General features: G+C 67.8%; 22 protein-coding genes. 13 read left to right on the top strand and 9 right to left on the bottom strand.

The window, feature by feature from the left end; all coding sequences use genetic code 11:
* Positions 1-156: 156 nt before the first annotated feature.
* The gene (gene rplQ / locus SLW55_RS02320) at positions 157-540 is read left to right on the top strand and encodes a 50S ribosomal protein L17 (protein ID WP_010340456.1); all 384 of its coding nucleotides are present in this window, start codon (positions 157-159) and stop codon (positions 538-540) included.
* A gap of 194 nt (positions 541-734) precedes the next feature.
* Positions 735-1,247 carry a disulfide bond formation protein B gene (locus tag SLW55_RS02315; protein ID WP_043095224.1) on the top strand — a complete coding sequence of 171 codons (513 nt, stop codon included), beginning with the start codon at positions 735-737 and terminating at the stop codon, positions 1,245-1,247.
* A 137-nt stretch (positions 1,248-1,384) separates the two neighbouring features.
* On the opposite strand, the gene SLW55_RS02310 is transcribed toward SLW55_RS02315, so the two are convergent.
* Together SLW55_RS02310 and SLW55_RS02305 are read right to left on the bottom strand one after the other, a co-directional pair.
* Complete coding sequence (locus tag SLW55_RS02310; RefSeq protein ID WP_267100338.1) at positions 1,385-2,287, bottom strand: CocE/NonD family hydrolase; 903 nt, start codon at positions 2,285-2,287, stop codon at positions 1,385-1,387.
* 313 nt (positions 2,288-2,600) lie between these two features.
* Positions 2,601-4,742, bottom strand: a complete 2,142-nt coding sequence (locus SLW55_RS02305) for a TonB-dependent receptor (RefSeq protein ID WP_267100337.1) — start codon at positions 4,740-4,742, stop codon at positions 2,601-2,603.
* 200 nt (positions 4,743-4,942) lie between these two features.
* On the opposite strand from SLW55_RS02305, the gene SLW55_RS02300 reads away from it, so the two are divergent.
* Both SLW55_RS02300 and SLW55_RS02295 read left to right on the top strand, forming a co-directional pair.
* A complete protein-coding gene (locus tag SLW55_RS02300; RefSeq protein ID WP_043093024.1) occupies positions 4,943-6,337 on the top strand; it encodes a 3-deoxy-7-phosphoheptulonate synthase class II in 1,395 nt (464 codons plus the stop codon).
* A gap of 267 nt (positions 6,338-6,604) precedes the next feature.
* A complete protein-coding gene (locus SLW55_RS02295) occupies positions 6,605-7,768 on the top strand; it encodes a mechanosensitive ion channel domain-containing protein (RefSeq protein WP_026143871.1) in 1,164 nt (387 codons plus the stop codon).
* Between the two features lie 162 nt (positions 7,769-7,930).
* Here SLW55_RS02295 and SLW55_RS02290 read toward each other — a convergent pair whose 3' ends face one another.
* Both SLW55_RS02290 and typA read right to left on the bottom strand, forming a co-directional pair.
* The gene (locus SLW55_RS02290) at positions 7,931-8,416 is read right to left on the bottom strand and encodes a DUF2127 domain-containing protein (protein ID WP_017913015.1); all 486 of its coding nucleotides are present in this window, start codon (positions 8,414-8,416) and stop codon (positions 7,931-7,933) included.
* Between the two features lie 16 nt (positions 8,417-8,432).
* On the bottom strand, positions 8,433-10,262 hold the full coding sequence (gene typA / locus SLW55_RS02285) for a translational GTPase TypA (RefSeq protein ID WP_010340464.1): 1,830 nt from the start codon (positions 10,260-10,262) through the stop codon (positions 8,433-8,435).
* A gap of 199 nt (positions 10,263-10,461) precedes the next feature.
* Between typA and SLW55_RS02280 the strand changes: the two genes are divergently transcribed.
* The 9 genes from SLW55_RS02280 (at position 10,462) to prpE (ending at position 20,048) form a co-directional block, all read left to right on the top strand.
* Positions 10,462-10,956 (top strand): peptidylprolyl isomerase, encoded by a 495-nt coding sequence (locus SLW55_RS02280; protein ID WP_010340465.1) that lies wholly within the window; start codon positions 10,462-10,464, stop codon positions 10,954-10,956.
* Between the two features lie 91 nt (positions 10,957-11,047).
* Positions 11,048-11,425, top strand: a complete 378-nt coding sequence (locus SLW55_RS02275) for a glutaredoxin family protein (protein ID WP_267100336.1) — start codon at positions 11,048-11,050, stop codon at positions 11,423-11,425.
* A 37-nt stretch (positions 11,426-11,462) separates the two neighbouring features.
* Complete coding sequence (locus SLW55_RS02270; RefSeq protein ID WP_152182218.1) at positions 11,463-12,449, top strand: malate dehydrogenase; 987 nt, start codon at positions 11,463-11,465, stop codon at positions 12,447-12,449.
* 70 nt (positions 12,450-12,519) lie between these two features.
* Entirely contained in the window at positions 12,520-13,398 is an 879-nt protein-coding gene (locus SLW55_RS02265) for a LysR family transcriptional regulator (protein WP_267100335.1), read from the top strand.
* 79 nt (positions 13,399-13,477) lie between these two features.
* Complete coding sequence (gene gstA, locus SLW55_RS02260) at positions 13,478-14,098, top strand: glutathione transferase GstA (RefSeq protein WP_267100334.1); 621 nt, start codon at positions 13,478-13,480, stop codon at positions 14,096-14,098.
* A 99-nt stretch (positions 14,099-14,197) separates the two neighbouring features.
* Complete coding sequence (locus SLW55_RS02255; RefSeq protein ID WP_320744466.1) at positions 14,198-16,717, top strand: prolyl oligopeptidase family serine peptidase; 2,520 nt, start codon at positions 14,198-14,200, stop codon at positions 16,715-16,717.
* A gap of 14 nt (positions 16,718-16,731) precedes the next feature.
* Positions 16,732-17,388, top strand: coding sequence for a hypothetical protein (locus tag SLW55_RS02250; RefSeq protein WP_320739509.1), 657 nt, complete (start codon positions 16,732-16,734; stop codon positions 17,386-17,388).
* Between the two features lie 69 nt (positions 17,389-17,457).
* Positions 17,458-17,727, top strand: coding sequence for a GIY-YIG nuclease family protein (locus SLW55_RS02245; protein WP_320739507.1), 270 nt, complete (start codon positions 17,458-17,460; stop codon positions 17,725-17,727).
* Between the two features lie 449 nt (positions 17,728-18,176).
* The gene (gene prpE / locus SLW55_RS02240; protein WP_320744463.1) at positions 18,177-20,048 is read left to right on the top strand and encodes a propionate--CoA ligase; all 1,872 of its coding nucleotides are present in this window, start codon (positions 18,177-18,179) and stop codon (positions 20,046-20,048) included.
* 49 nt (positions 20,049-20,097) lie between these two features.
* Here the strand turns inward: prpE and SLW55_RS02235 are convergent, their stop codons facing one another.
* The 5 genes from SLW55_RS02235 to SLW55_RS02215 all read right to left on the bottom strand — a co-directional run bounded on the left by SLW55_RS02235 (position 20,098) and on the right by SLW55_RS02215 (position 25,433).
* Complete coding sequence (locus tag SLW55_RS02235; RefSeq protein WP_017911124.1) at positions 20,098-20,706, bottom strand: glutathione binding-like protein; 609 nt, start codon at positions 20,704-20,706, stop codon at positions 20,098-20,100.
* Between the two features lie 122 nt (positions 20,707-20,828).
* Positions 20,829-21,290, bottom strand: a complete 462-nt coding sequence (locus SLW55_RS02230) for a cell wall hydrolase (protein WP_019797714.1) — start codon at positions 21,288-21,290, stop codon at positions 20,829-20,831.
* Between the two features lie 299 nt (positions 21,291-21,589).
* Positions 21,590-23,080, bottom strand: a complete 1,491-nt coding sequence (locus tag SLW55_RS02225) for a hypothetical protein (RefSeq protein WP_267100330.1) — start codon at positions 23,078-23,080, stop codon at positions 21,590-21,592.
* Positions 23,081-23,169: 89 nt separating this feature from the next.
* Complete coding sequence (locus SLW55_RS02220; protein WP_043093006.1) at positions 23,170-24,327, bottom strand: glycerophosphodiester phosphodiesterase family protein; 1,158 nt, start codon at positions 24,325-24,327, stop codon at positions 23,170-23,172.
* A 209-nt stretch (positions 24,328-24,536) separates the two neighbouring features.
* A complete protein-coding gene (locus tag SLW55_RS02215) occupies positions 24,537-25,433 on the bottom strand; it encodes a glycerophosphodiester phosphodiesterase family protein (protein ID WP_320744459.1) in 897 nt (298 codons plus the stop codon).
* Positions 25,434-25,438 lie beyond the last annotated feature (5 nt).

Raw genomic sequence — 25,438 nt, 5'->3', positions numbered from 1 at the left:
GTTCGCTTCATCCGCATCACCACGTCGACGGGTCGCCAAGCCCGCGGCGTCGCCCGGTCAGGGACGGCCGGCACGGACCATCCGCAGTCCACTTTCAACGCCACGACGGCGACAGCGATCTCCAACAGTCACACTCTTCTATAGGAATCCCAACCCATGCGTCACCAGAAATCCGGCCGCAAGTTCAGCCGCACCAGCGCCCACCGCGAAGCGATGTTCAAGAACATGGCGGCGTCGCTGATCAAGCACGAGCTGATCAAGACCACCCTGCCGAAGGCCAAGGAACTGCGCCGCGTCGCCGAGCCGCTGATCACCCTGGCCAAGGTCGACAACGTCGCCAACCGCCGCCTGGCGTTCGCCCGCCTGCGCGACAAGGAAGCGGTCGGCACCCTGTTCACCACGCTGGGCCCGCGCTACCAGGCGCGCCCGGGTGGCTACCTGCGCATCCTCAAGTGCGGCTTCCGCGCCGGCGACAACGCGCCGATGGCGTACGTCGAGCTGGTCGATCGCCCGGCCGTGGCCGAGGAAGTGGCCGAGTAATCGGTTCGCATCTGCAGCATCAAGAAGCCCGGCATGTCCGGGCTTTTTGTTTTTGGGGGATCGCGGAGTCGGGCTTGGGGACGGGGAGAGCGCGGTCGCGGCGCGGGCTGGGGCGGCGGACAGCGCCATGACACATGGTGATGGAGCGCACGATCGCGGATAATGCGTGGATCGTCGATGCGAGTTCGAGTCCGATGAATCCGTTACGTTGGGGTTTCCGCGCGCAGTTCCTGCTCGGCTTTCTGATCTGTGCCGGCCTGCTGGGCTATGCGATCTTCGTGCAGCTGCAGCTGGGCATCGAGCCGTGCCCGCTGTGTATCTTCCAGCGCATCGCGTTCGCCGCACTGGGCGTGCTGTTCCTGCTCGGTGCCCTGCACGGGCCGCGCAGCGCCGGCGGGCGCAAGATTTATGGCGTTCTGGCGTTCCTGGCCGCGCTCGTGGGCGCCGGCATCTCCACCAAGCATGTCTCGGTGCAGCTGTTCCCGGACCCGATGGCGTCCTGCGGCCCGCCGCTGAGTTTCCTGCGCGAGACCATGGGGCCGTTCGAGGTGCTGCGCCGGGTGCTGACCGGAACCGGCGACTGCGGCAACATCGACTGGCGCTTCCTCGGCCTGTCGATGCCGATGTGGTGCCTGATCTGCTTCGTGCTGCTGGCGGTGTTCGCGCTGTATGCGGGCTTCAAGAGCCGCAAGCGCACGTTGATCTGAGCGTGCGCCTGCTGCGCGTCGATCGCCCGGCCTGACCGGGCGCCTGGCGGCAGCGTTGCTGGGCGGTGCCGCGGTCACGCCGGGAAGCGTCGGCGCTCGCTGTCGTCGCGTACAGGTCGCCCTGCGATCCTGCCGACCTACTTGGCTGGCGCCTCCATCGCTGGCGCGAGACCGGCCTGCGCAGGCGCCTTCGCAGCCTGCGGCAGGACCTGGGCGAGAAACGCCGCCACCGGTGTTGCCCACACCGACGGATCGGCCTGCGCGAAGGTCTTGTGGCCATCGTCGCGGAACGGCGGCAGATCGACGAAGGTCACCGGCGGGGTCGAGCCGGCGCGGTAGGCGGCGTACATGCGATGCGCCAGGTCGCGCCGGAAGAAGTGATCGTTCTCGGCGTACAGCCACAGCTGGGGCAGCATATTCGCTGCGCCCAGCGTCTTCTCCGCCTCGACCAGGCGGTCCTCGCCGGCGCAGATGACCTCCTTGCCGTTGCTGCCGCGCCCGCCGGCGAAGCTGATCACGCCACGCACGCCGGGTGGCGGCGCATCGGCCAGCGCCACCGCGCCGAGGCCGTCGGCGGACTGGCCGACCACGACGATGCGTTGCGGGTCCACGTCGGGAAGACGTGCGGCGGCGTCGACGATCGCCGCCTCGGCCGCCGCGATCCTGCGCCCGGCGACGACGAAATCGACGTCGTGGCAGTTGCCTGCGCCTTCCAGGTAGCTGCCGCTGGAACTGCCGTAGCCAGGCCGTAAGGCCAGCACCACCATGTAGCCACGGGCGGCGAACCAGCGCGCGGCGCGGGCGAAACCAAGCCGGGTGTCGGCGAGCTTGCGCTTGTCCGCGGGCGTGCCGTGATGGATGACGATCAGCGGAAACGGGCCGGGGCCCTTGGGGCGATACACGCGCGCGGCGAGATCGTAGCCGACGCCTTCTAAGACCACCGGCATCCGGAAGTCCTTAACGCGCTTGGCATGCACCGGCAATGGCGCAACGCAGGCGAGAAGGGTGGCCGCGAAGGCGGCGAACAGGTGCTGGCGCATGTGCGAAACCTGCCTGGAGGGGCGTGGCAACGCGTGGTGGTGGTTCGTGTGCGATCGGCGTGCCGTGTGGCGCTGCCTCCGCTGGGCGATCCCACGGCCACGACGCGGCGCGCGGCTTCGCTGTCCTGCTGGACGTGCCTTGGTCGGGTGGTCCGGATGCATCTTACCCGGCGATTGGCGGCGGCCCCTAGACCGACCGGTAGCGGGGGGCCGCCGTTGCGTTTGCATCACTCCGCCACAACCGCCGTCATCCATCGTGTCGTGGCCTGCGGCACGTCGCGCGACATGCCGCCGGCCGCCGTCAGGGACTTGCTCAGAAGTCCTGCTGCAGGCTCAGGTAGACGCCGCGGCGCGGCGCCCACTGCGGCGCGAACACACCGATGCCGCCGCCGTCGCGCAACTGGTAGTGGCGGTCGAGCACGTTGAGCACGGCCAGCTGTGCGTGCAGCGGGTGGCTGCTGGCCAGGGCGAAGTCGTGGCCGGCGCTGAGGTTGAGCTGGAAGTACGCCGGCAGCTCGCCGCCATTGGGCACGCCGTCGGCGTCGGTGCGCAGGCCGCTGCCGAACAGGTAGTCGGCGCCGATGCGGCTGTCGTCGGCCAGGGCGTAGTTGATGCCGCCGGAGGAGGTCAGCTTCTGGTCGTGGTCTAGGTGGATCCAGTGGTCGTAGGCGTAGGCCAGCGCATCCGGGTCGAAGTTGTACAGGCTGGTCATCACCCGCTTGCCCATGGCCTTGCTGTAGGCCGCGTTGAAGTAGGCGTTGATCGGGCCGTTGCTGTAGTCGGCGCTGAACTCGGCGCCGCGGATGCGGCCGTAGCGGTAGTTGAAGGTGGAGTAGACGTAGGCGGCGCCGAACTGGCCTTCGTCCTGCAGGCGATCGGCCTTGCGGTAGTAGGTGTCCAGGCCCAGGGTCAGGTGGTCGCCGACCATCTGCGAGATGCCCAGGTCGTAGTAGTCGCTGCGCTCGCTCAGCGGCTTGGTCGGGCCGCCCGCCGCCGACTGCTGGTTGGTGGTGCCGTCGTACAGGGCGATGTCGCTGGTGGAGATCAGCTCGGTGGCCGGCGGGGTGAAGTAGCGCGCATAGCCGGCGTGCAGGGTGGTGCTGTCGCTGGCGTGCCAGACCACGCCCAGGCGCGGGCTGAGCTGGCCCTCGGTGGTGCCGAAGGCCTTGTAGCGGTCGCCACGCACGCCGTAGTTGATGGTCCAGGCGTCGCTCGGCTGCCACTCGTCCTGCAGGTAGACCGCGTAGGTGCTGGCGTGGAAGCGGCTGCTGTCGGGAATGAACAGCGGCACGTCGCTGCTCTGGCTGCCGTCGTCGTTGGCCGGGAACACATAGGCGTTGTTGCTGGCGTTGGCGTGTTCGAAGTTGCCGTACACGCCGTAGCGCAAGGTGTGGGTGCTGCCCCACGGCGTGGAGAAGTCGGCCTGCAGGGTGCTGGCACGGTTGGCGCGCTGCACCTGCGAGGCGATGCCGTTGAAGATCAGGTCGCCGGCGATGTCCGGGGAGAACGCGACGCTGCTGTAGCGCTGGCCGGCCGACAGCTGGTAGCTGGTGTCGCCGAGCGCGCCCTGCAGCACCAGGGTGCCGAAACGGGTGTTCTCGCGCTGGTTCTCGTCGAGCTGCGCCGAATCGAAGGTGCTGTTGCCCTGGTAGGTGAACGCCGGCGTCTGTCCCGGGTTGTTGGGGATCTGGAAGCGGTTGTTGGCGTAGCCGACCAGCAGGCTGAGCCGGGTGTTCTCGTTCAGCAGATAGCTGAGGTCGGCGAAGCCCTTGCCCTGGTGGGTCTTGTCGTGGATCGGGTTGTCGCTGTCGGTCGGGTTCTCCATGCCGATGCGGTTCTGCAGGTAGTTGCCGCTGGCGAACCAGCTGAAGCGGCCGTCGCTGCCCCACCACGAGGCGTTGGGGTTGAGCGTGCCGTAGGAGCCGCCGGTGATGCCGACGCTGCCGCCGTTGCCCAGTTCCACGCCGTTCTTGGTGGTGATGTCGACCACCGCCGCGGTGCGGTCGCCGAACTGCGCCGGCAGTGCGCCGTCGAGCAGGCGGATGTTCTTGATCGTGCGCGGATCCAGGGTCTGGCCGAAGCCGGAGATGGATTCGGGGATCATCACGCCGTTGATGCGGTACTGCAGGTTGGCGTGGTCGCCGCGCACATGGATGCCGCCATAGGAATCCTGGACCACGCCCGGTGCCTGCAGCAGCACCTGGTTGAGCGGGGTGGAAGCGCCCAGCGGCAGGCGCGCGATGTCCTCGGCGCTGATCGCGTACTGGCTGCTGCCGATGTCCGGCGACAGCGCGTTGCGCGCAGCTTCCAGCTTGGCGGTGACGGTGACCGGATCGAGATCGACGGTCGGCTCGGCGGCAGCGCTGCTGTCGGCGGCGGTATCCGCAGCGAGGGCGAGGCCGGGGGCGACCAGGAGGATCAGGGCGATGGCGGAGGAGAGGGGGCGACGTGTCATGGCGAGGTGGACCGAATGGAAAGGAATTGTTACTTAATAACAGTGTGCTTTCGCAAAAACGCCGGCGTAGGCCGGAAGTCATGGTGGCATCGCGATGTTGCTTGCCGTTCATGTCCTGGCGCTGCCAGCGTGACCGGCGTGCGGCGCTATGCGGCGCGCCCCGGCTCTGCGAACATCGCACACTGCCAAGGAGTCCTTTCATGAATCTGTCCGCCGCCGCCGTGTCCGCATCCGCCTCGTCGTCCTGGTCACCTGCCAGTTGGCGTGACAGGCCGGCGCTGCAGATGCCGGTGTATCCGGACCCGCAGGCGCTGGAGACCGCGCTGACGGAACTGCGGCAGTTGCCGCCGCTGGTGACCTCCTGGGAGATCTTCGCGCTGAAGAAGCAGCTGGCCGAGGCGCAGGAAGGCAAGCGCTTCCTGCTGCAGGGCGGCGATTGCGCGGAGAACTTCAGCGATTGCGAATCCGGCACCATCTCCAACCGGCTCAAGGTGCTGCTGCAGATGAGTCTGGTGCTGGTGCACGGCCTGCGCCTGCCGGTGGTGCGGGTCGGTCGCTACGCCGGGCAGTACGCCAAGCCGCGCTCGGCCGATACCGAGACCCGCGACGGCGTGACCCTGCCCAGCTACCGCGGCGACGTGGTCAACGGCCCGGAGTTCACCGCGCAGGCGCGGGTGCCGGACCCGCGGCGCATGATCACCGCGCACTCGCGTTCGGCGATGACCATGAACTTCGTGCGCGCGCTGATCGACGGCGGCTTCGCCGACCTGCACCATCCCGAGTACTGGAACCTGAGCTGGGTCGGCTGCTCGCCGCTGGCCGAGGACTACCAGAAGATGGTGGCCTCGATCGGCGATGCGGTGCGCTTCATGGAGACCCTGTCCGGCGCGCAGCTGTACAACCTCAACCGCGTCGATTTCTACACCTCGCACGAGGCCTTGCTGCTGCCATACGAGGAAGCGCTGACCCGAGAGGTGCCGCGGCAGTGGGGCTGGTTCAACCTCAGCACGCACTATCCGTGGATCGGCATGCGCACCGCGGCGCTGGACGGCGCGCATGTGGAGTACTTTCGCGGCATCCGCAATCCGATCGCGATCAAGGTCGGGCCGTCGGCGCAGCCGGACCAGTTGCTGCGCCTGATGGACGTGCTCAATCCGGAAGACGAGCCTGGCCGGCTGACCTTCATCCACCGCATGGGCGCGGCGCAGATCGCCGAGAAGCTGCCGCCGCTGCTGGACGCGGTGAAGCGCGACGGCCGCCGCGTGCTGTGGGTGTGCGATGCGATGCACGGCAACACCGAAAGCACCAGCAACGGCTACAAGACCCGGCGCTACCAGAACGTCCTGGGCGAGGTGGAGCAGTCGTTCGACATCCACGCCGCGGCCGGCACCCGCCTGGGCGGCGTGCATCTGGAACTGACCGGCGAGGACGTCACCGAGTGCACCGGCGGCGCGCGCGAACTGACTGAGCGCGACCTGGAGCGGGCCTACCGTTCCAGCGTCGACCCGCGCCTGAACTACGAGCAGTCGCTGGAGATCGCGATGGCGATCGTGCGCAAGCAGAACGGACGCAACGTCGCCACGCCGCTGGCGTAGTCGGTTGGTGTAGTCCGCGGCGCGTGCCGCTGCCGCATGTGCGGCGCCTTGTCGTGCCGTGGCCCGAGGGCTGCGGCATCGCTGCGTGCGATGCCGCCCGTCGGCTTCGCGTCGCCGGCGACATGCGCCGCTTTTCGGACGCGTTTGCACGCGCGCCTGTATGCCAGGCGGCTGCCGTCGCCCGGCGCCGCCGCGCGTGCTCGACATCGTGCTAATCCCTCCACTGCCAGACTGTCGCGACTCCTCCCCCCGACAAAGGAGCGCATCTTGACCCTCGATCTTCACTGGGTGCCCTGGCGTGCCTATACGCTGCCGATCGGCGCCGCGCTGATTCTCGGTTTCCTGGCCTGGTGGCTGTTGCTGCGCATCGCCCAGCGCATGCGCGGCCGCGACTACCGGCGTGCGCGCATCGTGCGCGTGATCAGCGTGCCGGTCGCTTTCCTGCTGCCGATGCTGATGCTCAGCTTCGCGCTCGAATCCACGCCGCTGGACGAGAAGGCGCTGACCGACCTGCAGCACCTGCTGCACATCGGCATGATCGGCTGCGTGACCTGGCTGCTGGTGCGCGGCGTGGCGGCGCTGGAAACGGCGATCCTGCGCAGCCATCCGATCGAGGTGGCGGACAACCTCACCGCACGCCGCGTGCAGACCCAGACCCGGGTGCTGGCGCGGGTGGCGATGGGCACGATCATCCTGGTGGGCACCTCGATCGTGCTGCTGACCTTCCCGGCGGTGCGGCAGATCGGCACCACCTTGCTGGCCTCGGCCGGCATCATCGGCCTGGTCGCCGGTATCGCCGCCAAGCCGGTGTTCGGCAACCTGATCGCCGGCCTGCAGATCGCGCTGACCCAGCCGATCCGTCTCGACGACGTGGTCATCGTCGAAGGCGAGTGGGGCCGCATCGAGGAGATCGGCAGTTCCTACGTGGTGGTGCGGATCTGGGACGAGCGGCGCATGGTGGTGCCGCTGACCTGGTTCATCGAGAACCCGTTCCAGAACTGGACGCGCAACAGCGCCGACCTGCTCGGCACCGCGTTCCTGTGGCTGGACTACCGCACGCCGATCGCACAAGTGCGCGCCGAGCTGGAGCGGATCTGCAAGAGCGAGCCACTGTGGGACGGACGGGTCTGCGTGACCCAGGTGACCGACACCAGCGAGCGCACGATCCAGGTGCGCCTGCTGGTCAGTGCGCGCAACTCCGGCGACGCCTTCGACCTGCGTTGCATCGTGCGCGAACGCATGCTGGATTTCCTGGTGCGCGAGCATGCCTACGCGTTGCCGCTGCTGCGCGCGGAAGTGGCGCCGGAGCCGGTGCGGCTGTCGCATCCGCCGGTGCGCGCCAGCGACTCGGAGGCGATGCGTTCGCCCGGTGCCGAGGATGGGGCGCCGGCAGTGAATGCGACAGCGGGCGAGGCACGTGCGTCCCGCTGATCGCTGAGCGGTCTTGCCGCATGATCATGCGGCGTGGGATGCGGTTTTCTGCGCGACCGCCAGCGGTGCCCGCCGAATGCCAGGAACGCGAATGCGCCCACCGGTGCCTGGCAGGCGCATATCGCTTGAAGAAAGCCGGCACCGCCGCGGCGCGGGGTGCGGCTAGGCCGCAGGAGGATGCCGGCGCCGCCGCACCAAATCGCGGGCGAGGATGCCGACCACGGCGAGATTGATCGCCAGCACCGCCCACGACGCCCAGCCGGGGTGGCGCACGATCGCGTAGACGTCGAAGGGCAGGTAGATCGCCGCGGAGATGCAGCCCAGCAGCGAGGCCCAGGCCTTGGCGCGCCACAGGCCCCAGGCCTCGATGATGTGCAGCACGCCGTAGGCGAGCATGCCGGCGGCGGCCAGGTGCACCGCGCCGGGGTTGATCATGGTCAGCAGCGAGGGCAGGGCGCCGTGGTCCGGGTCCAGGCTGAAACGCACGATCAGCTTGTCCACCCCCGCGCGCAGCGGGGCCGGACCCATCAGTTCCAGCCCCGTGGCCGCCAGCACCGCGAGCAGGCCCTTGCCGGCCTCCAGCAGTGCGATCAGGTGCAGACCCGGATGCGCGTGCGGATCCGGGTTGTACGCCTTGTCGGCGGCCATGGGCGTGCGCTATCCCTTAGCCCGCGCGACCGGCGCGCTTGCGCTCGTTTTCGGTCAGGTGCTTCTTGCGCAAGCGGATCTCCTTCGGGGTGACTTCGACCAGTTCGTCGTCCTCGATGAAGTCCAGCGCCTGCTCCAGCGTGTACTTGATCGCCGGAGTCAGCTTGATCGCATCGTCCTTGCCCGAGGCGCGCATGTTGGTCAGCGGCTTGGTCTTGATCGCGTTGACGGTCAGGTCGTTGTCCTTGGAGTGGATGCCGACCAGCTGCCCTTCATACACGTTGTCGCCTTCGGCGGCAAACAGGCGGCCGCGCTCTTCCAGCGGGCCCAGCGCGTAGGCGGGGGTGGCGCCCGGCGCATTGGCGATCATCACGCCGTTCTGGCGCTTGGCGATGGCGCCCTGTTCCTTCGGGCCGTAGTGGTCGAACACGTGGAACAGCAGGCCCGAACCCTGGGTCAGGGTGCGGAACTCGTTCTGGAAGCCGATCAGGCCACGCGCCGGGATCATGTAGTCCAGGCGCACGCGGCCCTTGCCGTCCGGCTCCATGTTCTTCAGCTGGCCCTTGCGGATGCCCAGCTTCTCCATCACGCCGCCCTGGTGCTGCTCCTCGATGTCCACCACCAGCTGCTCGACCGGCTCCATCAACTGCCCGTCGATCTCCTTGATGATGACTTCCGGGCGCGACACGGCCAGTTCGAAGCCCTCGCGGCGCATGTTCTCGATCAGCACCGACAGGTGCAGTTCGCCGCGGCCGGAGACCAGGAACTTGTCGGCGTCTTCCAGCTGCTGCACCTTCAGCGCCACGTTGTGCACGGTCTCGCGCTCCAGCCGGTCCTTGAGCTGGCGGCTGGTCAGGAACTTGCCGCCGGACAGGTCCTTGTTGCCGGCGAACGGCGAGTTGTTGACCTGGAAGGTCATCGAGATGGTCGGCTCGTCCACGGTCAGCGGCGGCAGCGCCTCGGGGGCTTCCAGCGCGCACACGGTGTCGGAGATGGTCAGCTCCTGGATGCCGGAGATGGCGACGATGTCGCCGGCCTGTGCGCTGTCCTGCTCGATGCGCTCCAGGCCCAGGAAGCCCAGCACCTGCAGCACCTTGCCCTGGCGCTTCTTGCCTTCGCGGTCGATCACCGCCACCGGCATGTTCTTCTTCAGCACGCCGCGCTGGATGCGGCCGATGCCGATCACGCCGACGAAGTTGTTGTAGTCCAGCTGGCTGATGCGCATCTGGAACGGGCCGTCCGGGTCCACGTCCGGCTTCGGCGCGTGCTGCATGATCGCTTCGTACAGCGGGGTCATGTCGCCGTCGCGCACGCTGTCGTCCAGCGAGGCGTAGCCGTTCAGCGCCGAGGTGTAGACGATCGGGAAGTCGAGCTGCTCGTTGGTGGCGCCGAGCTTGTCGAACAGGTCGAACACCTGGTCGATCACCCAGTCCGGGCGCGCGCCGGGGCGGTCGATCTTGTTGACCACCACGATCGGCTTGAAGCCCATCGCGAACGCCTTCTGGGTCACGAAGCGGGTCTGCGGCATCGGGCCGTCCATCGCGTCGACCAGGATCAGCACGGTGTCCACCATCGACAGAACGCGCTCCACCTCGCCGCCGAAGTCGGCGTGTCCGGGGGTGTCGACGATGTTGATGCGGTTGCCCTGCCAGGTGATGGCGGTGTTCTTGGCCAGGATGGTAATGCCGCGTTCCTTTTCCTGGTCGTTGCTGTCCATCACGCGCTCGGCCAGCACCGTGCGCTCGGACAGGGTGCCGGACTGCTTCAGCAGGCAGTCGACGAGGGTGGTCTTGCCGTGGTCGACGTGGGCGACGATGGCGATATTGCGAAGATTTTCGATGGACATGCGAAAGGGGGCCAGCCGGCGCCAGAAGGAAGGAAAGGAAGCCACCTAGTATACCCGGATCCCGTGACGCCTGCCGGCGACCGGCGGCGGTGGGCCGGGCGGGGGCATTCAGGCGCCGGCGGCGGGCGCGGGCAAAGCCTGAACGAGGCGACGTGTATCCTATGCGCCCCTCATGACGCCCCCGTTTCCAAGGAATCCCATGTCCCTGATCGCCCATTTCGACACCGCCCGCGGCCCGATCAAGATCGAGCTGTATCCCGACAAGGCCCCGCTGACCGTGGCCAACTTCGTGAATCTGGCCAAGCGCGGCTTCTACGACGGGCTGAACTTCCACCGCGTGATCGCCGACTTCATGATCCAGGGCGGTTGCCCGGAAGGCTCCGGCCGCGGCGGCCCGGGCTACCGCTTCGAGGACGAAACCAACAACGGCGTGCGCCACGAGCGCGGCGTGCTGTCCATGGCCAATGCCGGCCCCAGCACCAACGGCAGCCAGTTCTTCATCACCCACACCGCCACCCCGTGGCTGGACGGCAAGCACACCGTGTTCGGCAAGGTGCTCGAGGGCCTGGACGTGGTCGACAGCGTCGCCCAGGGCGACGTGATCAACAAGATCACCATCGAAGGCGACGCCGACGCGGTGCTGGCGGCCAAGGCCGACCGCGTCGCCGAGTGGAACCGCACCCTCGACGCCTGATCCGGCGCTGTCCGCGCGACCGGCCCTGCGGCCGGGCGCGCGGAACCTGCGTGCTACCATTTTCCCGATTGATTGCCGCACCCGACCGCCGATGACGATGCGCCCCCTTGTGTTGTGCCTGCTGCTGCTCGTGATCGGCGGCGGCGTGCACGCGTGGTGGCGCAGTGCGGCCTCGACACCGTCGGCCGCACTGGCCGCCGGCGACCCGCGGCTTCTGACCGGCGAGGCCGGCATCGTCATGCTCGCCGCCGACTGGTGCGGCTATTGCCGCCGGCAACAGGCCGATTTCGCCCGCGCCCAGGTCCGCTACACGGTCCTGGACGTGGAGCAGGAGGCCGGCCGCCAGGCCACCGCCGCGCTGGGCCTGGAAGGCGTGCCGATCACCGTGATCGGCCAGCACGTGGTCGAAGGCTACGACACCACCGCCCTGGACCTGCACCTGCAGCCGCTGGGCTATCGCGTCTACTGATCCACCCCACCCACTTTCTTAGCAGAGGAATCCCCCCATGAAAGCACCCGTTCGTGTTGCCGTGACCGGCGCCGCCGGCCAGATCGGTTATGCCCTGCTGTTCCGCATCGCCTCCGGCGAAATGCTGGGCAAGGACCAGCCGGTGATCCTGCAGTTGCTGGAACTGCCGATGGAGAAGGCCCAGGCCGCGCTGAAGGGCGTGATGATGGAGCTGGAAGACTGCGCGTTCCCGCTGCTGGCCGGCATGGTCGGCACCGACGACGCCGAAGTCGCGTTCAAGGACGCCGACATCGCCCTGCTGGTCGGCGCGCGTCCGCGCGGCCCGGGCATGGAGCGCAAGGACCTGCTGCTGGAGAACGCCAAGATCTTCACCGCGCAGGGCGCGGCGCTGAACAAGGTGGCCAAGCGCGACGTCAAGGTGCTGGTGGTCGGCAACCCGGCCAACACCAATGCCTACATCGCCATGAAGTCGGCACCGGACCTGAACCCGAAGAACTTCACCGCGATGCTGCGCCTGGACCACAACCGCGCGCTGAGCCAGCTCTCGCTCAAGCTCGGCAAGCCGGTCGGCGGCATCGAGAAGCTGGTGGTGTGGGGCAACCACAGCCCGACCATGTACCCGGACTACCGTTTCGCCACCGCCGACGGCGCCTCCATCGCCGATGCGATCAACGATCAGGAATGGAATGCCGGCACCTTCATCCCGACCGTGGGCAAGCGCGGCGCGGCGATCATCGAAGCGCGCGGCCTGTCCTCGGCCGCCTCGGCCGCCAACGCCGCCATCGACCACGTCCGCGACTGGGTGCTGGGCAGTAACGGCAAGTGGGTGACGATGGGCGTGCCGTCCGACGGCTCCTACGGCATCCCGGAAGGCGTGATCTTCGGGTTCCCGGTCACCACCGAGAACGGGGCCTACACCATCGTCAAGGATCTGCCGATCGACGACTTCAGCAAGAAGTACGTCGACAAGACCCTGGCCGAGCTGGAAGAAGAGCGCAGCGGCGTGGCCCACCTGCTGGGCTGATCGCCAACGCGATCGCGTCGTCACGGAACGCCGGGCCCCGCCCGGCGTTTCGCGTTGTGGGGAACCCAACATGATGAATCTGATCCACTGGCGGCTGTACGTCGCCGTCGTCGAGTGCGGCAGCATCAGCGCCGGCGCCGCGCGCTGCGGCATCACCCAGTCCGGCGCCAGCCAGGCCATCGCGCAGATGGAGCACGTGCTGGGCGCGGCGCTGCTGCTGCGCGAGCGCGGGCGGATCCGGCCGACCCCATTCGGGACGCGTGCGCTGGAACATGCGCGGGCGATGCTGGCCGAGCTGGGGCAGATCCAGGCCCTGGCCAAGGCGGAGCGTGCAGCGGGTGCGGCCTCGCTGCGGGTCGCCGGCTTCGCCTCGTCGCGGCCATGGCTGGCGCCACGCCTGCGCGCGTTCGAGCGGGCGCATCCGGACACGGGTGTGGTCTGGCTGGAAGGCAGCGACGAGGAGGTCGAGGCCTGGCTGGCCGCCGGGACGGTCGACCTGGGCGTGGTGCTGGATCCGGCGCCGGAGCGCGACGCCATGGTGTTCGGCATGGACGACTGGCTGGCGGTGCTGCCGCCGGCACTGGCGCGTCCGCAGGCGCGGGACATCGCCCTGGCGGAACTGCTGACGCTGCCGTTCGTACTGGCCACCGGCGGTTGCTGGCTGCATGCGCAGCGCCTGGCCGAACGCGCCGGGCTGGCGATCGCCGACCTGCGCCTGCAAGTGCGCGACTGGTCCAGCGCCTGGGCCCTGGTGCGCGATGGCGCGGGCGCCAGCCTGCTGCCGGCGTCGGTGCTGCCGACCGAGCGCGACGGCGTGCAGGTGCTGCCCTTGCAGCCGCGGCTGCAGCGCCGCTTCGCGCTGGTCGCTGCTGCACACGCGGCGCCGGCCGCGCGGCAACTGCGCCGGTTCCTGGACGAGGCCATTAGCGGCGCTACTGACCCGTCCTGACATTCTTGTTTCTCCGCAGGCCGCCGTGCCGCACACACTGCGCGCGCCGACTGTCCGGCGCCCCTGCGAGACCGTTCCGATGCTTCTCTATGCCGCTCCTGGCGCCTGTTCCCTGGCGCCGCACATCGTGCTGCGCGAACTGCAGCTGCCGTTCCGGTTGCTGCGCGTGGACAACCGCAGCAAGCGCACCGCCGAGGGCGCGGATTACCTCGCGATCAACCCCAAGGGCTACGTGGCCGCGCTGCAGCTGGACGACGGCCAGGTGCTGACCGAGGGGCCGGCGATCCTGCTGTACCTGGCCGATCGCTGTCCGCAGGTGGCGCTGGCGCCGCCCGCGGACGCAGACGCCTTGTCGCGCTACCGCCTGTACGAGTGGCTGGCCTTCATCAACAGCGAACTGCATGCCGGCAGCGTGCCGCTGTTCGATGCCGGGCTGGCACCGGCGCGGCGCGGCGCGGTCGCCGCCCGCCTGCTGCAGCGCTATGCCCATGCCGAGGCCATGCTGTGTACGCAGCCGTACCTGCTCGGCGAGCGCTTCGGTGTGGCCGATGCCTATCTGTTCACCGTGCTCGGCTGGCTGCCGCGGTTCGGCCTGTCGCTGGACGCGCATCCGGCGTTGGCGGCGTACGCGGTGCGCATCGCGCAGCGTCCCAGCGTGGCGGCGGCGCTGGCCGCCGAGCAGGCGCTGCAACCGGCCTGAGCGCGGCACGCAGGCGGTGCCAGGCATGACCTTCGGCGCTCGGCCGCAGCGCGGCGGCCGTGCTAGGTTGCCCGGGCCATTCGAAAGGGGATTTCGACCATGCTCATGCCGTTCCGCTGGATCGGCGCCCTGGCGCTCGCCAGTGCGTTGCCTGTCGCCGCCCACGCCGCCACCGCCGACAGCGGGTATCGGCAACCGCCCGAGCCGCTGCTGGGCGTGATGCGCGCCCCGCTCAATCCGACGCCGCGGCTGGACCCGACCGGGCGCACCCTGTTGCTGGTGGAGCGCCAGGCCTACCCGCCGATCGCGCGCGTCGCCGAGCCGTACCTGAAGCTGGCCGGAGTGCGCGTGGAACCGCGCACCCACGCCCGCCACGACATGTCCAACGGCTATGGCATCCGCGCCTGCCTGGACGGCTTCAGCCTGGTCGACGTGGCCAGCGGCAAGCAGACCGCGGTGACCCTGCCGGCCGGCGCCTGCCCGGCGCAGCCGGTGTGGTCGCCGGACGGGCGCCGCTTCGCCTTCAACAACACCGCGGCCGACCGCGTCGAACTGTGGCTGGGCGATGTCGCCACCGGCGCGGTGCGTCGTATCGACGGCGTGCAGCTCAACCCGGTACTGGGCGGCGAGATCCAGTGGCTGGGCGGCAGCGACACGCTGCTGGTGCGTGCGGTGCCCCAGGACCTCGGTCCGGCGCCGGTGAAGGCGGCGGTGCCGCCGGGGCCGGAGGTCAAGGAAGCGATCCGCGGCAAGGGCGAGAGCAGTACCTACGAGGCTCGCGACACCCTGTCCAGTCCCGAGGACGAGGCCCAGTTCACCTACTACGCCACGGCGCAGCTGGTCACTGTGGATGCCGCCAGCGGCAAGCTGCGCACGGTCGGCAAGCCGGCGGTGTACTCGGTGGTCGACGGTGCGCCGGACGGCCGCCACGTGCGCGTGGAGCGCCTGCAGCGTCCGTACTCCTACGTCACCACCTACGGCCGCTTCGCCCACGACGTGGCGGTGCTGGACCTGGCCGACGGCAGCGAGCGCGTGCTGGCGAACCTGCCGGTGGCCGATCGCGTGCCGGTACACGGCGTGCCCACCGGGCCGCGCGCCTACGGCTGGCGCGCCAACCAGCCGGCCACCCTGGTCTGGGCCGAGGCGCTGGACGGCGGCGACTGGAAGACCAATGTGCCGGCGCGCGACAAGCTGCTGACCCTGTCGGCACCGTTCACCGGCAAGCCGCGCGAACTGGCCAAGGTGACCCAGCGCTACGCCGGCCTGAGCTGGTTCGCGCAGGGCGGGCAGGCGCTGCTGGACGAGTACGACGAGAACCGCCACTGGCGCCGCACCACGCTGCTGGACGCGGACCGCCCCGGCAGCGCCGGGCGGGTGCTGTTCGACCTGTCCACCGACGACCTCTACGCCGATCCCGGCACGCCCGAGCTGCGTCGCCTGGGCAACGGCGAATACGTGCTGCGCGAGGACAACGGCGCACTGTTCCTGAGCGGGCAGGGCGCCACCCCGGCCGGCGACCGGCCGTTCCTGGACCGCTATGATCTGGCGAGCGGCAAGACCCAGCGTCTGTTCCGCAGCGGCGCCGACGTCGATGAGGCCTTCGCCGGGTTCGCCGGCGAGGACACCACCCGCCTGCTGACCTGGCGGCAGTCGCCGAGCGACCCGCCGAACGTCTACCTGCGCACGCTGGGCCAGCCGCAGCCGGCTGCGGCAGCCGGCGAGGCGGTGGTCGCCTCCACCCTGGCGCCGGTGACCCGCTTCCCCGATCCGACCCCGGTGGTGCGGCAGATCAAGAAGCGGCTGGTGACCTACAAGCGCAAGGACGGCGTGGAACTGTCCTTCACCCTGTACACGCCACCCGGCTACAAGGAAGGCACGCGGGTGCCGGCGATCCTCTACGCCTATCCGCTGGACTACGCCGATGCCTCCAAGGCCGGCCAGGTCAGCGGCGCCAACGACCGCGACTTCACCCGCCTGCATTCCTACCAGCTGTTGCTGCTGGCCGGCTACGCGATCATCGACGACGCCGCGTTCCCGATCGTCGGCGATCCCAAGACCGCCTACGACACTTACCTGCAGCAGCTGGTGGAGAACGCGCAGGCGGCGGTGGACAAGGCGGTGGCGCTGGGCGTGGTCGACCGCGACCGCATCGGCGTCACCGGCCACAGCCACGGCGCGCTGATGGCGGCCAACCTGCTGGCGCACACCGACCTGTTCCGCGCCGGCGTGGCCACCAGCGGCAGCTACAACAAGACCCTGACCCCGTTCGGCTTCCAGAACGAGCGGCGTTCGTTCTGGGCCGCACCGGAGGTGTACGCGCAGGCCTCGGCGTTCTTCCACGCCGACAAGATCAACGAGCCGCTGCTGCTGGTACACGGCATGGACGATGCCAACCCCGGCACCGAGACCACCCAGGCCCCGCGCATGTTCCAGGCCATCCGCGGCCTCGGCGGCACCGCGCGGCTGGTGCTGCTGCCGTTCGAACCGCACTGGTACACCGCGCGCGAGTCCAACGAGGACGTGGTGGCTGAGATGCTGGAGTGGTTCGACCGCTACGTGAAGCAGGCGCCGCCGCGTGCGGCGTCGGCGTCACCGACCGCGGCGGCGCAGAAGCATTAGCAGGCGTAAGCAAAATGATCGACTTTGGCGCTCAGCTAGTCCTCTCGGGAGCTCTTAGCTTGGCGTTGAGTGGCGCCCTATTCTGGCTTTTGCGTTCATGGATATCAGAACGTTTGAAGAGCGCGATAAAGCACGAATACGACGAAAAGCTAGAGTCTCACAAAGCGCAGCTGCAGGCCCAGGCAGCTGTAGAGACCGAGCGACTCCGCTCTCAGCTAAGCATTCAAGCTACGGAGCACGCTGTCCGATTCCAAAGACTGCATGAGAAGAGGGCAGAAGTGGTAGGGCAGCTTTATTCTTTGCTGACAGAAGCCTACCGAAAGGCATCAACCTTTGCGTCGCCGGTTGAGTTGACTGGTGGGCCAGGGAAAGATGAGCAGTACATTGAGGCTCATAATAGTTTGTTCGATTTTTTTCAGTACTTTGATAGAAATAGAATCTACTTGCCAACATCAGAGTTGTGTGACTCAATTGATCAATTGGTTGAGGGTATTCGGCGGCAAATCGCTAGCTTCGGCATGTACACGCAGCACAAGGATGAGGGGCTGAATTCAAAGGCTCTCGAAAGAAAGTACGATGTCTGGATGAGGGCTTGGGAATTTATGGAAAAAGAGGTTCCTCTCGCTAAAGCTAAGCTTGAGGATGAGTTTAGGTTTATTTTGGGCGGATGATGATTATTGCAAATCCTTCAGGGTCAATGCTCCTTCGCTGCGCAACCTAATTTAGATGCTGGCCTCTGCATGAATCCTTACTACATCTATGCACTCAAGGATCCACGCAGAACACCTGCTATTCCTTTCTATATCGGTAAGGGTACAGGGATTCGGGCGTGGGAGCACACATTGAGAGTCGACAAGACTCGTAAGGGTGAGAGAATTGAGAAAATTAAAGCTGATGGTTATGATGTAATCACTGCGGTTCTCGCGGATGACCTGACGGAATATCAAGCTTTGAAGCTCGAAGCGGAGTTGATATCCGCTTTTGGGAGCGAATTGGCTGGGGGGTGTTGACAAACTCAGTCATACCGGAGGGTGTGAGGAAGAAGGTCAAAGATGACTTGATAATTCCTTCTGGAGTCGTAGAAAAGGCTCAAATTGGTCTGGAATTTTTAAAGTCATCTATTCTTGAGTTGGCTCGAGCTAATCCGGAAGGTGTCCTTAATTCGGATGTCGCAAAGGCACTTGGCCTGCAGAGTGACTATCTTGGCGGCTCAAAAGATTATTTGAGTTGGAGTGTACTTGGACTGCTTATGCGTGAGGGCAAGATGGTTCGAGTAGAGCCTAAGAGACATAAGGTCACGACTAAGTAGTGATAGGCAGTTCATCCAAGCCGAAGTGACTTTTCCATGCGGCTTGAGCCAGATGCTTATCCATCGCTCCCTTCTACCAAGGTCGGAACGACGCCCTCCCCGCCGAAGGACTATGCTCGGAGCCGGTGCACCGGCCTTGGGAGGGGCGGCATGGACTACGCGACGCTGTACCGACGTTCGATCGAGCGGCCCGAAGAGTTCTGGGCCGAGCAGGCCAGGGCGATCCACTGGGAGCGGCCGCCGCAGGCGATCCTGGAGTACGACACGCCGCCGTTCCGGCGCTGGTTCGTCGGCGGCCTGACCAATCTGTGCCACAACGCGGTGGACCGGCATCTGCCCGAACGCGCCACGCAACTGGCGCTGGTCGCGGTGTCCAGCGAAACCGGGCAGACTCAGGAGATCACCTATGCGCAGCTGCATCGCGAGGTCAACGCCTTCGCCGCGGTGCTGCAGCGGCTGGACGTGCAGCGGGGCGACCGCGTGGTCATCTACATGCCGAACATGGCCGAGGCGGTGTACGCGATGCTGGCCTGCGCGCGTATCGGCGCGGTGCATTCGGTGGTGTTCGGCGGCTTCGCCGCGCACAACTTGGCGCTGCGCATCGACGACGCGCGGCCCAAGCTGCTGATCGCCGCCGATGCCGGCAGCCGCGGCGGCAAGCGCATTCCCTACAAGCCGCTGGTCGATGCCGCCTGCGCGGAGGCCAGTGCGCCGCCGCCGACGGTGCTGATCGTCTCGCGCGGGCTGGATCCGGCGCAGCCGCGCTTGCCCGGGCGCGACGTCGACTATGCCGAGCTGCGCGCCGAGGTCGGCGATGCGCAGGTGCCGGTGGTGTGGCTGGAATCCAACGAGCCCAGCTACCTGCTGTACACCTCCGGCACCACCGGCAAGCCCAAGGGCGTGCAGCGCGATGTCGGCGGGCATGCGGTGGCGCTGGCGTTGTCGATGCGCACGGTGTTCGACTGCGGCCCGGGGCAGACCATGTTCTCCACCTCCGACGTGGGCTGGGCGGTGGGGCATTCGTACAACGTATACGGCCCGCTGATCGTCGGCGCGACCTCGCTGCTGTACGAAGGCCTGCCGGTGCAGCCGGATCCGGGCGTGTGGTGGGCGCTGTGCGAGAAGTACCGGGTGCGCACCATGTTTTCCTCGCCGACCGCGATCCGCGTGCTGAAGAAGCATCCGGCGCGCTACCTGCGCGAGCGCGACCTGAGTGCGCTGCGCTATCTGTTCCTGGCCGGCGAGCCGCTGGACGAGCCGACTGCGTTGTGGATCGGCGAAGCGCTGGGCAAGCCGGTGATCGACAACTATTGGCAGACCGAAACCGGCTGGCCGGTGCTGACCCTGTTACCGGGCGTCGAGTTGCGGCCGGTGAAACCGGGATCGCCCGGCTTTCCCAATCTTGGGTACCGCACGCGCATCGTCGACGAGCACGGCGTCGAGGTGCCGGCCGGGCGCAAGGGCGTGCTGGTGATCGAGCCGCCGTTGCCGCCGGGCTGCATGACCACGGTGTGGAACGACGACGCGCGCTTCCTGCGCAGCTACTTCAGCCATTTCGATACGTTGCTGTACAGCTCGCTGGACTGGGCGATCCGCGACGAGGACGGCTATACCTTCATCCTCGGCCGCACCGACGACGTGATCAACGTGGCCGGACATCGCCTGGGCACGCGCGAGATCGAGGAAGCCATCGCCGGCCACGCCGACGTGGCCGAGGTCGCGGTGATCGGCATGCATGACGAACTGAAGGGGCAGGTGCCGGTGGTGTTCGCGACGCTGAAGCAGGTCGCGCCGGATGCCGCGGCAGTGGTCGAGGAACTGCGCCAGTGCGTGGTGCAGCGTCTTGGCGCGGTGGCGCGGCCGGCGCAGGTGTATCTGGTGCAGGCCTTGCCGAAGACGCGGTCGGGCAAATTGTTGCGGCGCTCGCTGCAGGCGCTGGCCGAGCAGCGCGATCCGGGCGATCTGTCGACGCTGGACGATCCCGGCGCGCTGGAGGAAATCCGTCGCGCCTTGCGCGGTTGACGTGCGACTGGCGACGCCGGCGCAGCCGCGCCGGCGTTCGCATCGCCGATCAGCTCAGCCCTTCGGCCTGCAGCGCCGCCTGCACCTGCGGATCGGCGGACATGCGTTCGAAATGCAGTTGCAGATTGGGGCCGAGCGCGATCTGCTGCGCGCGCGCCCAGCGCAGGGTGACGAACAGGTAGGCATCGGCGATGGAACGGCGCGCGCCGCCCAGCCAGGTCTGCTGTTCCAGCGCAGCTTCCACGCGCGCGTACAGCGTGCGCACGCGTTCGCGTGCATGTTCCTGGGTGCGGGCGATCACCGCGGCATCGTCGAGATAGCGGGTGCTGCCGAACAGCGGATGAAACGCCGGGTGTAGATCGGCGTTGAGGAAGGCCAGCCAGCGCTGCACTTCGGCACGGCTGCGCGGGCTGCCGTCGCCAGCCAGGTGCGCGTCGGGCGCGAGATCGGCGATGTAGTTGAGGATCGCCGAGTTCTGGGTCAGCACCCAGTCGTCCATCTGCAGCGCAGGCACCGCGCCGGCCGGATTGATCGCCAGGTACGCCGGCGCCTTCATCGCCGCGGCATCCAGCAGCTTCAGTTCGAACGGCAATCCGGCCCAGCGCAGCGCGATGTGATCGGCCAGCGAACAGGCGCCGGGCTTGGAATAGAGTTTCATGGCAGGCGGTTCCGCATCGGTCAGGACGGCAGAGCGTACCTGCTGCGCGGGGCGCTTGGCGATGAAGGCGCGCCATGCGTGGCGCGCGCGCCTGCGTCAGGGCATGCCTGTGTGGCGAACGATCAGGACGCGTTGCGCGGGCGCAGCTTCTGCACGCGATAGAACGTGTGGTCGCCGATGGTCGCGACCTGATAGGCATTGCGCCAACTCGGGCTGGCGATGGCATGCGCGGCGAAGTGGCTGGCGCCCGGCACGATCTCCTTGCGCTGGCCCTGCGGCAGCGCCCAGTTGCGCTCGGCGGCGAAGGCGACCTTGACCGCATCGGCCCAGGCGTCGTCGTTCTTCAATTCGGTGCCCGGCTTCACCAGGCCTGGCGCGAACTGCTTGCGTGCGGTGACCACCTGGCACATCGAATCGCCCCACAGGCCACTGTCCAGGCGACGCAGCGCCACTTCCGCGACGGCTTGTTGTCCGCGCAGCGTCTGGTCGCGCGCTTCCAGGTATACGGTGGTGCTGAGGCAAAGCGAATCGGCAGCGGGTTGCGGCAACAATTGCGAGAGCCAGAGAATCCAGGCCAGTTTCATCGTACTCCTTGCTCCGTATGGGCCGTCGTCGTGGCGCTGCGCCGGGATGGCGCGGCAAGCGATGCGGCTTGGCGTCATGGGGAGGCGGCCTGTCACGGGCCGCCCGGGTGCCGGCAATCTGAAGTCCGGCGGATCCGCCAAGATGGGCGGATCGAGAAGAGGCGCGAACGATAGGGGCCGGTTCCCGAATCGCAACTGAATCCCGAGTGTTGACAGGGTTCACATCTCGCTGTGTCGAGATGCCGTCGCGCCTGGCCGCGCGACGGCATTGTGCAACGCCGCACTGCGGCGCATGAGGCTCAGGGAAACTGCTTGCGCTGCATCAGCATGGCGTACACCTTCACCACCGGATCGGCGTGTCCGCTCAGTTGCGTCAGGCGTTGATCGCGATCCGGCCAACGCTGCGCCTGATCGGCGAGCACGCGCAGATCGCCGAACCAGGTGTCGTGATCGCGTGCGTAATACGGGCCGCTCAGCAGCGTGGCGAGCAGGTGCATGCCGCGGTCGCGCGCCGCGCCCGCCGGCGCGTACTCGAGATAGCGCAGCAGTTCGCGCAGGCGCGCGCGCTGCACGCGGCCGCTGTCGTCGCTGGCGGCGGTCTGCTGCAGCACGCCGTGGTCGAGTTGGTCGAGGAACTCGATCGATGCTTTTTCCGTCGCCGCATCGCCTGCACTGGAAGCCGGATCCAGCAACTGCGTGCGGATGTTGTAGCCGGCCTGGCGGATCAGCGAGATCGCATCGGCGTCGATCGACTGCGCGGGGAGCTGCGGTGCCGGCACGATGCGCTCGGCCGGCAGCTCGGCGACGAAGCGCTGTTCCAGCAGCCAGTGGTTGCCGAGCACGCTGGAAGCGCAGCGCGTCTGCGCAAGATGCGCGGCGACGTAGCCGCGGTAGGCGGCGTGCAGGCGCTCGCGCAGGGCGCTGTCGGACATCTGTTGCAGCACCAGCGGCATATCGCCGGCCACGCTGAGTTCGGTGGCGGTGAAACCGGCATCGTCGCCGCGGATGCGTTCGAACATGCGCACCAGGCCGTCGCCGAGCTGTGCCTGTCCTGCAGTATCCAGCGGCGCCGCGGCGAGCGCCATCTTCAGCGCCGGGGCGGTGTCGGTTTCGTGTTGCGCCGCGTCCACGCGTGCGGCGATTGCGCTGGCGCGCGCTGCCGGTGACGCCGGCTGCAATGCGCTGGCCAACGCATAGGTCGGGCTGGGATCGTCGAGATAGTCCGCATCGCAACTGCCAGCGTGCGGCGTCGGCAGCGCTGCGAACAACGCCTGAACCTGCGCTGGCGTGGCGTGTTGTGCGGCGCGTGCCTGCAGCGTCAGCCGATCCAGACCAGCGGTGCGCGGTGAGCGCAGTTCGTCGTCGTGCTCTTCGTCGATGCTGCCGACGCGGGCCAGGCCGGGCATGCGCCGTTGCGCGCGCTCGGCCAGTGTCACGGCCTGTTGGGTCAGCCGTTGCGCGGCAGCGGCCCGGTTGCCGTCGGCTGGAAGATCGGCGGATGCAGCCAAGCGCAGCAGCACATCGGCCTGGAAGTCGGCAGGCAGCGCCTGCGCCGCGGCCAGCACCGCACTCGCAGGTGGCCCGGGCACGGCGCTACCGTTCATCGAATCGGCGCCAGTGGACGGCGGCGTCTGCGCACTGGCCGGACCGGCAGGCGGGTGTGTTGCGAGGGAAACCGGCGCTGCGGTTTGCGCGCCGTGGGCGGTGGCCGCGCGTTGCAGCAGCGGCACGCAGGCGCCGGCGACCAGCAGCGCGAGAAGCAGATGGCGGGGACGTGGGGCGGAACGCATGGGAACTCCTGAAGGCGGGCGACGGACTGCACGGCGCATGGGCGCCGTGCAGGACCGGGGAGCGCACTCCCCGGGCGACCATCCAGTGGTCAGTTGTAGCGCGCGGTGTTGCGCGGCACGTTGGCGCGAATCACCCCGAGCGGATCGTCGGTGATGATGCTGGTGAAGCCGGCGGTGACCTGCGCGCGGAAATCCGGACGGTCGTCGGCGGTCTCGTTGCCGAAGTACTTGGTACGCGTCAGGTAGTCGTCCAGCGAGGCACAGCAGGTGCCGTTGCTGCGCACGTAGTGCTGGCCGTCATGGCTGCTGAGGCGGTACTCGGGCACCGGCGAGAACGCGCCGATCGCGCGTTTCTGCGCCTGGTTCTCGGCCAGCAGTTCGGCGGTCGGGTCGCCGCGGCGGGGCTGCTTGTTGCCGATTTCCAGCCATGCGAAGCCGCTTTGGCGACGCGCCTCGTTGATCCAGGCGTTGACCCGGCACGCCGGCGTGTCGCCGCGCCCCGAGCCGCACTCGCCGACGTAGCCGCCGTCGGCCAGCCTGTCCATGTCGCCGGCGTAGATGGTCGGCGCGAATGGCACACCCTTGGTGAAGCGGGTGATCTCGCTGGGCGTCTTCGGCAGCAGCGAGGCGCTGAATTTCAGCACCACCTGGTTCTCCATGCGGAACGCATGGACCTGGTCGGCCGCGCGCGAGACTGCATCCAGGTTCTTCAGATCAAGCACCACCACCATGTGGTTGGCGTAGGTCACCACGGTGTTCAGCGCCTTGGCCAGCGAGGTCGGATTGTCGTTGGTCTTGGCGAAGTTCTTGTCGCGCAGGAACGAGTTGACCAGATCATGACTGGTCAGGGTGCTGATGTCCGGATTCCAGCCCTTCGGATTGGTCGCCGGCTGGAAGATATAGAAGCCGGGTTCGTGATACACCACGCGACCGGCGTTCTGGTCGTGGAACAGCCAAAGGATGCCGTCGGAGGCCTGCTTGACATCGAGTTCGATCGCTTCGATGTTGTTGTTGTAAGTGCTGAGGATCGAGCAGGTGGAGTTTTCCGCGCAGCCGTCGCCGACCAGCCCGCGATGCGAGATCACCACGACATCGGCGTGATTCCCCTGGTAGGGATTCTTCATCACGTTGAGGATATGTTGCGGGTTCCAGTTGCTGGCGGCCGACGCCATGCCGGACAGCGTGGTCAGCGACGCGCAGGCCAGCGCCAGGGCGAGAACCTTGGCGGGTTTCTTGGGCAGTTTCATGTGCTCTCTTCCGTTCGGGGTTGATGGAATGAAGTGAAGCAGCGCAGCGCGCGGCAACCGCCGCGCCCATGGGCGCGGTTGTCTGCAGCGCAATGCTCGAAGCGACGGGCATCGTCCTGGCGTTGCATGCCACCCGTCTGAAACTGGACTCCTGGCGACACCGCGCGTGGGCCACCGCGTGATGTCGCCGGGATTTGGACCGAGGCCCGCTACCGGGGCGTGTCCGCGCCGTGCAGGTAGCGTTGCAATGCCAACGGCTCGTCGGTTTGGATCATGCTGACGCCGTGCTTGCGCAGCCCGCCCCAGACCGCAGCCGGATCGCGCAGTGCGCGCTGGTCGGTGTAGTGCGCGGACAGCCGCATCGGTTTGCCGCTGGCGATGTCGTTGGTCATGGTGTTGACGAACAGACGCGCGTGCGGCGCCAGTTCGCGTTGCGCAATGTCCAGCACCACCGGGTCGTCGAACATCAGCTGCACCACCGCCGGCTGCAAGCTGGCGGCGCGGCGCAGGGCCTGCTCGGGCGGCAGCGTCGATTCGCGTTGCAGGTACAGCGCCTGCACCGCGATGTCGGCCTTGCGCGCGCGCTGCAGCACCGCAGCGGGCGCGTCCAGCGGCACGTTGAGCAGCACGTCGCGCTGCGCGCCGGCGGCCTCCACCACGTCGATCACCTGGTCCAGCGCCGCGGCCTTGACGTCCAGGTTCACCAGCACCTTGCCGCGCGCCAAGGCCAGCGCCTGCGCCAGCGTCGGCGGATGCCGCGCGGTAAGCGTGCTGTCGCGGCCGCCACCCTGGCTGCGCACGCGCAAGGCGGCGATCTGCGCCGCTTCCAGATCGGCCACCGCGCCGTGTCCGTCGGTGGTGCGGTCCACCGTCTCGTCGTGCATCAGCACCAGCGCGCCGTCGCGGGTGGTGCGCACGTCGATCTCGACCATGTCCACGCTGCGCGCGATGCACGCGGCGATGCCGTCAAGCGTGTTCTCCGATGCGAACGTCCAGCAGGCGCGGTGCGACACCACCAGCGCCGGCCCATGCGGGTCGCGTAGCTGGTCGGGCAGGCTCGGCATTGCCGCCATGGCCAGGACCGGCATCGACAGCACGGCGCTCATCAGCA

The organism is Xanthomonas sp. LF06-19 (genome assembly GCF_034105425.1).
In the GTDB taxonomy this organism is placed as follows: Bacteria; Pseudomonadota; Gammaproteobacteria; order Xanthomonadales; family Xanthomonadaceae; genus Xanthomonas_A; species Xanthomonas_A sontii.
Note: the sequence above shows the minus strand (reverse complement) of the source record. Positions and strands in the feature narration are given on the sequence as shown.